Consider the following 13,891-nt stretch of genomic DNA (forward strand, 5'->3'; position numbering starts at 1 on the left):
CTTTCTTTTTGACTATCTGGTATACACTACAGCTACTAATCATCTTAGTTAATCACTCGATCAGTTGACCAAATGGATTGCGACAACCTTGACAATGACCGAAATCCTATAGCAATACTATTGGTAGCTGATCAAAATAATTTATCTTAATAATTGTTGATACTTATACCTTGATTATTGGTATGGTTTCAAGTTTATAGCTGTTTGTAAAGCTGTTAATTCGTCTCTATGAGCTGTGACAGAAATTAAACTTTTGACCCCAGAATCCTCAGTCAATATTCCTTCTAACTTTAGAGACACTTGTTCTGGTCGTTTAGACTTTTGCCAATAAAAAATACCTGCTAAAGGAGATGCTAGCACTAGCCATAGGTAGTATTGGCCATATTCAGGAACTAACATTGATAAAGCCAAACCAAAACATAAACAACCTATTGCAGCTAATAGGGTCAAGAAAAATGCCAAAAACAAACTCGGTCGAACTACTCCTTCAAATATTAGTTGATTCTCAGCTGCATTAGCACTAACAATTCGGTAGGCCCGATAGCTAAAATATTCTTTTAGCTGCTGTAAAAGTGAATCAGCTTCCCGATCGGCTATCAGTTTGAGGTTCTTAGTCCTATTTTTTACTGATGCTTTGATAAAAAAAACTAGACCAATGCTAGATAGAAGCGTCAGTACAAATGACGATACTAAAGCTGTATTATTCATACAATTTTAAATTTGAATGGTTTTTTTATGTGTTCTCTTTTACATAAGTTTACAACAAAAAAAAAGACTAGCTGCTTTGTGACAAATATCAGCTAGGGTTTATACTTCTATTTAGATTTTATAGCTGAAAAATTGGCACAAAAATATTCTCAATGGGAGTCTTAGCCAAAATCAGCATCAAAATTGTCCTCACCTGCCTAATCTATTTACATAGTTGATGGTTGAATTTGAGGCCGAATATGACCATTATTAGTATATTCGTACCATAGTTGGGCTAAATCTGTAGCTTGAGAACGCCATTGAGGGATAACTTGATACATTCTCCGTGGACGCCCTCTTCCTTCTACTTTTTTCCAATAGCCAATAATTGTGCTTTGATCCTCAAGAAATTTCAGAGCGCCGTATAATACTGTGTCAGAAAGTCGATAAATAGGGTAGTCCCTTTCTAATTGGCCAATAAGCTCAGTTCCGTAAGAGTCTCTTTGTAACAACACAGATAGGATATAGCACACTGCTAATTCTTTGTTTAGATAGACCGGAGGGGGACTTTGAAAAAATTGATAAATGTCCTCAAAAGAAGTCATCTGAATTTATCCACTCACTCTATCTTCCAATCTATCGTGCAAACCATTAGGTGACCACTCATTAGACTTCTTCTATTAAGTAAGTCAAAAGTTAAAAGTCAAAAGCCAAATAAATTGAGGATTTGTGGATAGGAATTTATTTGACTGTCAATTTTGCAGGGGGTCTATTTATTTCCCTTAGTAAATGCTATAAAAAATGCAGCAATTTTAGCAGATTAGTAGTGTAGAAGTTTAAGAAAGACATAAATTTACTATTTCTTAGGTTGGATTTATACCTAACATAGCTTGTAGAGTTAAGACTAGAAAAACAAATGTCCCCATGATTAGACCGATCAGAGCGATCGCCGTAACAGGTTTATTTAATAGTGGCTTAAGTTGATCGAATAGAAAAAAGAATATTCCGAGGGTAATGGTAATAAAGTATCGTGGGTAGCGAGAGACATTGTTGAAGAAATCTTGCATTGTTTTGTTTGATAAAATTTTAACTCTATAGCAGGGAACAGGGAGCAGGGAACAGGTAACAGTGGGAAAATAATTTCTCTCTCTGTCTAAGATTGATCATCAATCTATGCCCTAACCAACTCGTTCCTTGCTATGTACAATATTAGTTTAATATCTAATTAGGGTTTGCTGAAAAAGTCTTATGGGTGAGGGTAGGAGACAACCCACCCCTAACCCCTCCCCTCCTGGGAGGGGAAGACAGGAGAAAAGGGTCGGGAGCGAGGAAGTAGGAGCTAAGTTTTGTCCCTTGATTTTTCTGCCCAACTATGCGCCTAAAATACGCTCCTTTTTGAGCGTGAAGAGCTGAAAACCAGGTACTTTTTAAAGGCAAAAAAAAGACTAAAACCTTTATCTGTAAAGACTTTTAGATTTAATCAGCAAGCCCTAATTAGTCAATTTGTGACCATATCCAATCTATCCAGCTTTTTACAGTAGAAGCTCGTCTTTCTCTAGTTTTATCTCCTATTTTTAGATGATTTTCACACAAAAGTTGGATTATTTGTTTTTTTGAGGGAATATGGGCAATTTCTAAGGATAGTTTAAAAGCTTGATTAAATACTTCGTGTTCCAATATTTTTTCGATGAGCTTTAAATATTTAAGTTTATGTCGTTGACAAAAAATATCTTTGGCTTGGTTTGTTAGTGTAAAAGTTTTTTCCTGTTTTGTTATTAGCTCTAAATATTTTCCTGCGCTTGTATAATAATAAGTTTGTCTCTCATCAAATTGATAATTTTCTGTAATTTCATCTGAAGTTAAATCATTTTCTAATAGTAGTGAAATTAAGTCTATTAATCTTTCAAATTTATTGGCTTGTGGAAATGGAATCTTTGGCGGTTCAGGAATTATTTTGATCTGATCTAGTAGGAATTCTATGTCGCTTATTTGTATTTTCTCTGAAGCAATTACATAATTTTTATTTTCTACCAAGGTGATAGAGTTATAGTCTGATATATCTACAAATTCATAAATAAAAAAACTGAAAATGTCGTTAGAGTAAGTCATTAATACTGGTACAACTCTCTTACTGATTTTTTTTGACCACAATCTATATGGATAATAGAGTTGTCTAATTAAAAAATCCTCAACCTTATAGTTTTTAGCTTCGATTAAAATCAAACGATCGTCAGTTTCAAAACCTGCATCTATTTCACACTGAGAGTTAGCAACATTAATTGAATATGACTGATTATTAATAGAATTTTTAATGTAAAAATAAAAAGTTCCAGTAGACATTCTGCCAGAAACGGTAAATTTAGTTTTTGAGCCAACTAAATCATCAATAATACCGATGTTAAATGCACATAGTAATGCCGAACTTTCAGAATATAAATTAGTGTAATCTATTGTTTCTATTTCTCTGGGAAACTGCCAATGAATACTTTCAAGTTTGGAATGATATTTGACTGGTAAGTGTATATTAAAGTGACCAATAATATATTGAGAACGAGAAATTGGTAAAATAGATAGACAATTCTCTTTAAATATTTCTGGTAAGTTAACAACATGGTCAAATTTTGCCATGAGTCTGCTTTCTCGTTCCTGATTAATTTGAGATGCTTCTATTTTGAATAAGCCATTTTTATTTACCTCTTCTAAGATTTGATATTTTTCAAATAACTTTTTCCATGCTACGTCATTTTTAGTCATACCTAATTTATCTCAGTCTGGTAGCATCAGTATTGTAAGGTAAGGGTCATTTCAGTTATCAGTTATCTATTTATCAGTACCTCTGCAATAAGGAGGCTTGAAATAAGGAATAGTCTCTTTTTTCTTGGTCGATGGTCGGCCAGCGAGGAGACCCGTTCTTGCAGACCCACTCCGAAGATCGCCATCCCACCGTACGGGAAGCTCCGAAGATCGACCGCTTTTTATCCCTTTAAAAAGGGAGGCTTTAGACCACAATTTTTCGGTAAGGAAGAAAGCTGAGGCGGGGCATCTTGCCACGCAACTAGGAGATAGGGAAGAAGGCTGAAAAGCTTGAAAAATTTTACTTAAATTTCCTGTAGACATTCAAGCTTGGGTTTACACAAATGATAACAACGAACATGATATTAAAAGTTAGTAAATTGACTCAAAAAATGGTCTAAATCAGAATATTTTTATCTTTCATTTGTTCACATTTTTTAGCTTTTTTTATCACTGGATAATTAATAGGTTTATTCCTTTTATTTTTTAGTTTTCATCAAGTTTATTTTTCATGGAACTTAGGAGAACGTCCGACAATTCCAATATATGTAGATTAAATCAAAGGTGCTATATTTTGCAAAATCAAGTCAATTAATTATAGGTATCAGTCCTAAATTCAAAAATTTAGTTATGCTATTGTTCATCTGATATAGTAATTTTAATACTTTAATTCTTTTCAATTTATTCCCAATATAAAATCCTATGAATTAATGTTATTAGTGAAACCTATCCCACTATTTTTAACAGACTTATTTGTTAAAGTAAAATGTGTTTGAAAAACTTATATTTTTCATTTTTAACTCTCAAAATATTTATGGTTTTCAGCAAAAATCTTATTACTGGTATAGGTTCGACTATGTCAAGATAAAAATGACAGGTATGTTAAAATTGAGGAGCCGATCAAGCAAAATTTTTGAGAGTTGATCATGGTGACAATTTTTTGCCCTTAAGATAGGTCATAATAATCGAGTTGCGTTTAAACTATCCTTTCCATTCGGAATGTCTAATTTTTTATGACTTTTGTCAATTATTACCCCCATGATTCTGGAAAAGTACGTTTGAGAAACTAAAAATTGGCTTGACTATTTTGTTTAGACTAGGATAGTTTACAAACTTTTGTAAATTTAGTTGAGAAGTATTTTAGCATTAGGTGGACATGAAAAGTAGGACAGACGACAAAATAATTGTTCGGGAATATTTCAATTCCACTGGTTTTGAGCGGTGGCAAAGAATTTATGGAGAAGGCCAAGTAAATAAAGTCCAATTAGATATTAGAAAAGGACATCAACAAACCGTTGATAACGTTCTCAGTTGGCTACAAGAAGATGGGAATTTATCCGGTTTATCAATTTGCGATGCAGGTTGTGGAGTTGGTAGTTTGAGTATTCCCTTGGCCAAAGCTGGAGCAGTTATCTATGGTAGTGACATATCAGAAAAGATGATCGCCGAAGCATATCAACTTGCTAAGTCTAGTTTAATTAGTATGGGTAACGTTAATTTTGTTGCTCAAGATTTAGAAACTTTAAGTGGTAAATATCATACAGTTATTTGTTTGGATGTGCTGATACATTATCCTCAAGAAAAAGTTGCAGATATGATTAATCATTTGATTTCTTTAGCAGAATCCAGACTTATTATTAGCTTTGCACCAAAAACTTTAGCTTTAAGTTTATTGAAAAAAGTAGGTGAGTTATTTCCTGGACAAAGTAAAACTACTCGCGCTTATCAGCATCGTGAAGCTGATATTATCAAAATTATAGAAAGTAATGGTTTTTCTATCCAAAGACAAGCAATGAACAGCACTAGCTTCTACTACTCTCGTTTACTGGAAGCTACTCGTTAGTAAGTTCAATAATTGTTAAAGAATATTGAAATTGGTACTTAATGTACTAAAAATAAATATAGTATAACTACATTTGTAACTAAAATTTGAATTAACCTAAGAGTTATTTAGATTTTATATTCTCCATTGACTGTGACAAATAAGTTATATAGCTTAAATGCTCAACTTTAATATTAAATAACAACTACATTAGGAATATTATCAATATTTTGAGAAAAGTAGTGAAGATAAAAATAGATAAAAATTAGGGTTAATTTGATCAAAATAATTGGGTCGCGCCACCCCGCCTTTTAAGGCGAAATGTTTTTAGAGGCTTGCTCAAATCCCCTTTACAAAAACAACTTATGACTTCTGACTTCGTTAAAATGACACAGTGGTAAAAAATTAATGACTAGAATTTTTTTAGTAATAGCATCTATTCTAGGAGGTTTGTCTGTAGTCGCTGGTTCTTTTGCTTCTCATGCTTTGAAAGAAAAGTTTAGTCAATACTTTCTAGACATTTTTCAGACAGGTGCTCGTTTACAAATGTACCATTCCTTAGCTTTGTTAATGGTGGCTTTTTTATTAACTATTGAAGAGTTACCTCAAGGATTAATGGTGGCGGCTGGCTATGCTTTTATTATTGGCATAGTAATTTTTTCTGGGAGCTTATATGCTTTAAGTCTGACAGGAATTAAATGGTTAGGAGCTATTACGCCCATAGGTGGAATTGCCTTGATTATTGGATGGGGATGTATGGCAGTCGCTGGTTGGAACTTAAAACTATAAAAATTGATTATTTTGATTATTTATAGAAATATTTAAAGATATTCAAGTCAAAAAATCAGCAAATAATGAACAATATTTTGCCAAAAGTTTTAAAGAAGATAACTTCGAGCTATAGTGTAGTAAACCAAAGCTATACAAATCTGGGTATCTGGCTTCTGTGAGTTACTGCCTTAATCCCAACTGCCCCAATCCGTCTGACCCATTAAATGCTGGTAAACGCACTTGTTGTCAATGTGGTTCACAATTGTTGCTGCAAAATCGGTATCGCGTGATTAAGCCCCTTGGGGGGGGAGGTTTTGGGAAAACTTATTTAGTAGATGATCAAGGTGTAAAAAAAGTTCTAAAAGTATTACTGAAAAGTCATCCAAAAGCTGTATCTCTGTTTCAGCAGGAAGCACAAGTACTAATCAGTTTACGAAACCCTGGGATTCCGAAGATAGAAAAAGATGGTTATTTTACATTTTTCCCAGAAAATAGTGATGAATCTATACACTGCCTCGTAATGGAATTTATTGGTGGTGCAAATTTACAGGATTGGATGAAAAGTCGTCGCCATAGGCCAATAAATCAAGCTCAAGCAGTAGATTGGCTGACACAATTATCGGAAATATTGGAAAAAGTTCATCAGCAAAATTATTTCCATAGAGATATTAAGCCCCACAACATCATGCGTAGACTAAATGGCCAATTGGTGTTGATAGATTTTGGTACTGTCAGAGAGGTATCTGAAACTTACTTAGTCAAAGTAGGTCAGGGGGAAAATGTTACAGGTATTGTCTCACCAGGATATACTGCCCCAGAGCAAACAAATGGCAAAGCTGTTCCTCAATCAGATTTTTTTGCTCTAGGGCGGACTTTTGTCTATTTATTAACAGGTAAACCCCCCACGGCCTTTCCAGAAAATCCTCGTTCGGGAAAATTGCAATGGCGAAAATATGCTCCTCACATATCAAAGAGGTTGGCAGATATAGTTGATTATTTGATGGCTCCTTTCCCAGGAAATAGGCCTCAAACTCCAGCCATGATTTTGCAGTGCCTAGCAGAAATTGATACCGGAGATAGTTCTGGTAAAGAAAATTATCGAATGCCTTCCCCTTCTAAGCAGACTAAACGAGGCCAAGAAAACACTAAATTGCCAACAGACCAAACTCAAACAAGAAGTTTATCTAGAACAAAATTCAAGACAAAAATATCCCGTAATCAGTCACGTAATCAGTCAAACATTAAATTAAAAAATAATCTGATAATCGGGTTAACAATGTTGCTATTGGCAGTAGCAACCTCTCAATTTTATGGCTTTTGGCGCTATAGAATTTTTCCTGCAGATCCAATCCTATTGTTACGAGGGTTGAATAGTAGTCGATTTTTGCAGAATACCTTAAATGGTTATTTAGGACCAGTAAATGCGATCGCTCTGACACCAGATGGTCAAATTCTTGCTACAAGTAGCTCTAATACAATTAAAATTTGGAACCTCAAGACTGAGGAATTAAAAAATAACATTGCAGATGCTCATACAGCTCAAGTAACTACTCTAGCAATTAGTCCTAGTGGTCAAATATTAGTAAGTGGTAGTGCCGATCAAACTATCAAATTTTGGGATCTAGGAGTAGGTAAACTAATAGATACAATTCTGGCTCATCAAGGCCAAGTGAATGTAGTGGCCATTAGCCCAGATGGACAGACATTAGCAAGTGTTGGTAGTGATCGATTAATGAAATTGTGGAATATCCAAACAAGTAGTCGAATGCTTACCTGGATACCAGATCAAGAACATGAAGTAAATACTTTAGCTTTTAGCCGAGATGGGACTATTTTAGTTAGTGGTAGTAATGACGGAACCATTAGACTGTGGAACGTTAGTACGGGTATTCGTAGACAAACTCTAGAGGGACATACCAAGGCAGTTAGTACGGTCGTTATCAGTCCAGATAATCAAACTTTAGCTAGTGGAAGTGAAGATGGAACTATTATACTATGGAATTTAAACACAGGGGAAAAAGAAAGTGTAATTAAACCAAATATAGCTGCAGTCAAATCTATTGTTTTCACTCCTGATCACCAAAAAATAGTAGCTGCCGGTGAAAATATTACTATTTGGGATCTAATTACAGAGGAGAAATTACAAACATTGATTGGTCATTCTGAATCAATAAGTTCTCTTGCTATTACTCCTGATGGTAAAACCTTAGTTAGTGGAAGTGCAGATCAAACTATTAAGGTCTGGCGAATACCATAATATTCTGTCCGCTGATTTAATCACTTAACTTCCTGGGTCGGAACTGCGGAATTCATGTGTATGGTGGAGGGTAATTAAGGGAAGTTGCTCTATCGCGAGACCTGCCATCAACACCAACCACACACTTTTTCCCTCTAAGATTGGGAGTTTTAAACGAACCTGTTAAAATAGATAAAAACTTTTTCTTTTCTTCTTTGGTTTATTTATCTTCCCTGTTTCCTGTTTCCGTTTATTTAGTAAGTGTTCAACCAGAAATAATATTATTATAGCAGGAGAAAGAAGGAAGAAGGAAGAAGGAAGAAGGAAAAACCTTGCGTTGTCTGAGTTTTAAGCTTTTGATATGTCCGCGCCCTTTGCTTCGACTGCTATAACTAGAAAAATTTTACTCTACAGACTGAACTAACACAAAAAGCAAAAGTAGGAAAAAAAGATGATTTCTTATTTACCCTACTTTCTTTGTTTTGCTTAGTCAATTCAGGTTTTAGTAATATTCTAAAACCTAAATTGAGTCCTGATAGTTCCTACCCAAAGAGTTTCATTATCCTCAATGTGATTAGGATTAGTAATCACAAACAAACCAGGAGTAATCGCAATATTGTCGTTCATTTGGAAGCGATAGAATACTTCAATGTGTATAGATGTATCTGGGTCTTTTAAATCATCATCATCACCACCATCAGTAATAATTGGTGGTACACCAACAATGATACCTCCTAAACTACCTTCTCTGAATAGACCTGGAAAAGCTAAGGTCAAAGCGCCAGTGATTATAGTGATATCATCATCATCACTATCATCTTCAGGACGAGCAAATGAGGCACCAGCCCAACCACCTATTTGAAACCAATCATTAACTTTCCACTGAGCTTCAAAGTTGAGGTTGTCTGCTGTACTTCTTCTGTCATCAAAAGGATCTCTGGCCAAAAAACTACCAGTACTTCCAGTTAAGTTCAAATCTCCTTTCGGATGATACGCACGCAAATAACCTAGTTGAAAAGCTATTTTATCGTTTGGCTCAATTGTAAACTGACCAAATCCACTAAACCCACCATTAAAAATACCTCTACCTTCTCGAGGGTCTTCCGAATCTGGTACAGCATAACCTATAGTCATCTCAATCGCATCACTGAAAGCATAGGCAAATTTGATACCCGCATCAGAAGGAGCACGATAGTAAGTAGGGGTGAATCGTCCAAACCTAGAAAAAGAACCAGCACCACTACTTTGAAAAGGATTAATAGGTGCCACAAAGTCATCAATACCATAGCCATTAGCAGCTATCTCTACCTGTGCTTTATCGTTGAGTAAAGGAAAGCGATAGGCCAATTTATTGAGAGTCACATCATCATCTAGGTCGTCATCTGTAGATAGACGAGTCATCAAACTATTCGTCAAATCTCGACCGCTATAGTTAGGAACGTTACGAGCTTGTAAACGAGTTCTCAAGCGATCTTTACCTGTAAAACTGGTATCAAAAATTAAACGAACCCGATAAGAAAGAGTCGCCTCTGTTCGATCCTCGTCACTCCGTGGTAGTCCACGTCCCCCAGCTTTTTCTCCAAAGGTATCACTCAACCAAAATAAAATTTCACCACCCAGTTTGGTAGTTGTTGAGAATTGATTGGCTTCCAGCTCCTCCGTTCTAGCTTCCAGAGCATCAACACGGCCACGCAACTCAGCTAATTCTGTAGCAAACTCTTCTTGCAGTCTCTGTAATACTGCCAAATCATCACGAGTCACTAAATCTGCTGTTGCTGCTGCGACTAATTCTGTAATTCGATCCAAACAAGCATTTAGACCAGCAGCAAACTCATAACGGGTCATCGCCCGATTACCTTTGTAAGTACCATCTGGATAACCAGCAATACAACCATAACGTTCTACTAAAGATTGCAAAGCTTGAAAAGCCCAATCAGTGGGTTGGACATCTGATAATTGAGTCACAGATGTTACTTGTCCCATGGGATCTACTTGTTCTAACTCTGCTCCAGGAATCTTCAGGGAAGGATCTTTTAGATTTTGTAATCTAGTATCTCCTGGTATTTCTACTTCTTCTGAGGAGGTATCACCTTGTGATTCTGTGGGCAGTTCAGATGAAGTAGTTGAATAGTTAGTTGTATTTGTATTAACATCTTGAGCATTAGCCAGTTGTTCTACAGAAACCTGATTTGCTAAAGCAGAATTAGCTATTAGTAAAGTGGCGATACTGAATACACCAGAAGTCTGTTTTAGAACATTCAGGGTAATTTTTGTCATTTTGCTCTCCTCACACCTTTTTATAACCAATGAACAACCCTACTGTTTAGAGTAGATTTTACTATTGATTGTTCCAATTTATTTTCTTAACAGAAGTCTTAGTGTTAGCTAAGTTTAATCTGGTTTAATCTGGAGATAGATATCTAAAATTATTTAGCATTAGAGAATTAAGGGCTTCAATGCTCTAAAATATGGCATAAACAAATAGAATATTTTTCTCCATAAAATTATTCCTAGTAGTTTTTACACAAAACTTATCCTGAAAAAAGACAAGTTAAGTATCGCCCTTGAGTGTAACAACAATTTAGATATTAGATAAATATGTCTAAACTTCACTAGAACTATCAGTAGACTCAAAGTATTTCTGAATAATTAGATACAGTAGACATAGTTACCTTTTTTTACCAAGAAGGTTAGCACCTCTTACGCAATAGTGCAACTATCTTGAATGTAATATTTGATTTATTTTATTTTTCTGCCTATTGTTCCAGGAGTATGACTAGGTAATACCAGACATGATATTTTTTTACTCTACAAAGTCAAAAGCTAATTTAGTTCAATCTATACAGTTTTTCTTCAAGTCCTGAAATAGTCGCCGGAGCATAAGGGCCACAGTTCGAGACCTGACTAGGTTAATAAACTTTTTACCCTTGGTCGAGTCTTTTTGAAGTTACTGTTTGTAATGCTCAAACTTGGCCACTATCTCCAAGCCTACTCTAGACGTTAGTCTTTTTCCATCGACCACGGTCAGACACCATAGATGTAGTTCCTTCGTGCCTAATGATGATCTAGCAGCGCTAAAGCGTTCTATGTCCCTTGATGACCTTGTCTGCTGATGACCTTTCCTCACTGCCAAAACCTAAACACGCACTCTCACTTTCAAACCGACTTAATGGGTAACAACGGATTAACAGCATCGCACGAGCTAACGGCGTAAGTTACATCTGGATGTCAATGAGGCCACTGGAGAGATTGTTAGCTGACCCGCCAATTCATCTCCGTTAATAATGCCAATTCCTCAGTTGAGAGATCACCCAGATTATTACTCGTAAGAATTAGGATTTGGTCCATACCAAAGATAAATTTCCTGAGTACAAATTAATTCATTCTCAGGTATGCCAGGATTGCATTAAACGGGTAAAACTAGCTTTTGATAGGTGGTTTAAAGCAGATAAAAACGGGCAGCGATTAGGCAAACCAAGGTTTAATGGAATTGGTCGTTATCGTAGTTTTACTTATCCTCAAATCAAACAAGATTGTCTGGAAGGAAACAAGATTAATTTACCCAAAATTGGCCTGGTAAAATTAATTCAACATCGACGATTACCAGATGGTTTTCACTCCTTTATCTGCTACGATTAGCCGTAAAGCTGATGGGTATTATGTAATAATACTTTGGAGGATAAATCAGTTCCTACGTTTAATTGTGATGTTAAACCCACAACAGAAAACACCCTAGGCATTGAGATGGGATTAAAAGATTTCTTGGTAACAAGCCATGGAGGCTCAGTTTCAATTCCTCAATACTATCGCTCATCTCAAAAGCGATTAAAAACTCTACAGAAACGTTGATCTCTTAAAAAGAAAGGTAGTAAAAGATGGTTCAAAGCTCTTCTAGCTGTAGCCAAACAACATAAAAAGGTCGCCGATCGACGTAAAGACTTTCATTTTAAAACAGCCAATGAATTGTGATCAAAAGCGGATGTTATTGCCCATGAAAACTTAAACATAAAAGGACTAGCAAAGACCCGTTTGAGTAAATCAATTAACGATGGGATTTGGGGGACAATTCCTAACTATTTTGACTGTCAAAATGGATATCATCCTCAAAAAATTATGGAGGAGTTGAAAAAAGTTGCTCCGGCAATTCTGACGAATATTCCCTTGAAACTGTCGCCTAAACCATTAAAAGCTCAAAAGAATCAACAAGGCAAAACAGGATTTGTACCCGTCACAGCTAGGTGGGTGATAGAAAGAACCAATTCCTGGATGGAAAGATGTAATACCAATTTCAAAAAATATTGTTACAATAGAATAGGTATAAAATTATTAAGCGATCGCCACAGAGTAGTTGCGATCGCTTAACTACCAAAAACCAAAATAACCATATAAAAACTACCCATACTTGCTATAGAGTCAGGAGAGGTTTCAATTGCTGATTAATCAGGGTGTTCAGGAAAAAATTTATAAATTGCGATGGAAAACTTGCAGAACTTTAATGCCTAGAAAATAGTCATATAAATGCAATTGAACATTACTGCAGTCACAAAATAAGGAATAGGGAAGTAGATTACGAAAATCGAAAAAAAAGGCTAAAATTTAAGAATATATGCCAGATATCAACTAGGTGACTGTAGGCATAAACTATGTATTAAGATGTCAAACCTAGAAGTAAATTATGGATGAAATTCCAGCCTTTAATAAAGCCTTTAAAATGACATCCCATCCCCCTAGAGATTCTATTGTCTGTGAAGTTAATCCTGTAATTATAGATGTCAACCTTTTCCTGAGCTGCTCTAAATTCTCAAATATTTCCCATTTTAATTTTCTTTTTATTTCTAACCATAACCTTTCGATAGGGTTTAATTCTGGAGAGTAAGGAGGTTGAAATAAAAAAATTATGTTCTCAGGAATTGACATATTTAAACTTTGATGTAGAGGCCCATTGTCTAATTGAATAATATGTAAATCATCAGGATATTTTTCGGCAAATAACTCCAAATATTTTTCCATACACACTGTGTCGTTTAGGGCTAAATTCATAGAAAAAACTCTCTCCTGTTTTAGGTTCTATCAAGCCATAAAGCCACAAATACTTAAACAACCATTGGTGTTTCCCTATGGGTTTAATACCCATTCCTGTTAATAATTTACCAGTGATAGTTTTCAGGCCAATTCTTGTTTTCCTACGGAATGCTACGCAAACGTCTTCACACCAATATCTAATTTTCTCAGCTCTTAAATTTTGTTTTTCCTTAATTGTTATTTTTTTTAAGATTTTCTTTCTCTAGTTTTTTTTAACTCTTCAAATTCTTCTACATTTTGCTTAATGCTTAGGGGTCGTGGTACTTTCAGTTTACTTTTCAGCCGATATCTGACCAATTCATGTACTGTTCTATATTTATAGCAATGTGCGCTGGTATATTTACATACTACATACAAATCTATAATAGTATTACAGCGACTGTATGACCTATATTTTTCATAAATTACGCGCTCGAACTCCGTGACGCTGTCGCGATCGCGTCTTTGTCAAAATGTTCAGGATGCCTGTTCAGGTATTTACAATTTACAGTTAATAATTG

The 13,891-nt window shown here is 35.3% G+C and carries 11 protein-coding genes; 5 read left to right on the forward strand and 6 right to left on the reverse strand.

Going from position 1 to position 13,891, the window contains the following annotated elements:
* Nucleotides 1–174: 174 nt before the first annotated feature.
* The 4 genes from F6K27_RS19125 to F6K27_RS19140 all read right to left on the reverse strand — a co-directional run bounded on the left by F6K27_RS19125 (nt 175) and on the right by F6K27_RS19140 (nt 3,441).
* Nucleotides 175–708, reverse strand: coding sequence for a cofactor assembly of complex C subunit B (locus F6K27_RS19125; protein WP_124146715.1), 534 nt, complete (start codon nt 706–708; stop codon nt 175–177).
* 206 nt (nt 709–914) lie between these two features.
* Nucleotides 915–1,292, reverse strand: a complete 378-nt coding sequence (locus F6K27_RS19130) for a PadR family transcriptional regulator (protein ID WP_124146714.1) — start codon at nt 1,290–1,292, stop codon at nt 915–917.
* Nucleotides 1,293–1,550: 258 nt separating this feature from the next.
* On the reverse strand, nt 1,551–1,754 hold the full coding sequence (locus tag F6K27_RS19135) for a DUF751 family protein (protein ID WP_287277947.1): 204 nt from the start codon (nt 1,752–1,754) through the stop codon (nt 1,551–1,553).
* A gap of 427 nt (nt 1,755–2,181) precedes the next feature.
* Nucleotides 2,182–3,441, reverse strand: coding sequence for a type II restriction enzyme (locus F6K27_RS19140; protein WP_287277948.1), 1,260 nt, complete (start codon nt 3,439–3,441; stop codon nt 2,182–2,184).
* A 1,195-nt stretch (nt 3,442–4,636) separates the two neighbouring features.
* On the opposite strand from F6K27_RS19140, the gene bchM reads away from it, so the two are divergent.
* The 3 genes from bchM (at nt 4,637) to F6K27_RS19155 (ending at nt 8,330) form a co-directional block, all read left to right on the forward strand.
* Nucleotides 4,637–5,323, forward strand: a complete 687-nt coding sequence (gene bchM / locus F6K27_RS19145) for a magnesium protoporphyrin IX methyltransferase (protein WP_287277949.1) — start codon at nt 4,637–4,639, stop codon at nt 5,321–5,323.
* A 387-nt stretch (nt 5,324–5,710) separates the two neighbouring features.
* Nucleotides 5,711–6,091, forward strand: a complete 381-nt coding sequence (locus F6K27_RS19150) for a DUF423 domain-containing protein (protein WP_287277951.1) — start codon at nt 5,711–5,713, stop codon at nt 6,089–6,091.
* Between the two features lie 157 nt (nt 6,092–6,248).
* Nucleotides 6,249–8,330, forward strand: a complete 2,082-nt coding sequence (locus F6K27_RS19155; RefSeq protein ID WP_287277953.1) for a serine/threonine-protein kinase — start codon at nt 6,249–6,251, stop codon at nt 8,328–8,330.
* Between the two features lie 492 nt (nt 8,331–8,822).
* On the opposite strand, the gene F6K27_RS19160 is transcribed toward F6K27_RS19155, so the two are convergent.
* Nucleotides 8,823–10,586 (reverse strand): iron uptake porin, encoded by a 1,764-nt coding sequence (locus tag F6K27_RS19160; protein ID WP_287277954.1) that lies wholly within the window; start codon nt 10,584–10,586, stop codon nt 8,823–8,825.
* Nucleotides 10,587–11,648: 1,062 nt separating this feature from the next.
* Here F6K27_RS19160 and F6K27_RS19165 point away from each other — a divergent pair.
* Together F6K27_RS19165 and F6K27_RS19170 are read left to right on the forward strand one after the other, a co-directional pair.
* Nucleotides 11,649–11,948 carry a hypothetical protein gene (locus tag F6K27_RS19165; protein WP_124146707.1) on the forward strand — a complete coding sequence of 100 codons (300 nt, stop codon included), beginning with the start codon at nt 11,649–11,651 and terminating at the stop codon, nt 11,946–11,948.
* A gap of 390 nt (nt 11,949–12,338) precedes the next feature.
* Nucleotides 12,339–12,671 carry a transposase gene (locus F6K27_RS19170; protein ID WP_287277956.1) on the forward strand — a complete coding sequence of 111 codons (333 nt, stop codon included), beginning with the start codon at nt 12,339–12,341 and terminating at the stop codon, nt 12,669–12,671.
* A gap of 300 nt (nt 12,672–12,971) precedes the next feature.
* Here F6K27_RS19170 and F6K27_RS19175 read toward each other — a convergent pair whose 3' ends face one another.
* Nucleotides 12,972–13,349, reverse strand: a complete 378-nt coding sequence (locus tag F6K27_RS19175; protein WP_287277958.1) for a transposase — start codon at nt 13,347–13,349, stop codon at nt 12,972–12,974.
* Nucleotides 13,350–13,891 lie beyond the last annotated feature (542 nt).

Origin of the sequence: Okeania sp. SIO2F5 (genome assembly GCF_010692685.1) — a bacterium.
Classification (GTDB): Bacteria; Cyanobacteriota; Cyanobacteriia; order Cyanobacteriales; family Microcoleaceae; genus Okeania; species Okeania hirsuta.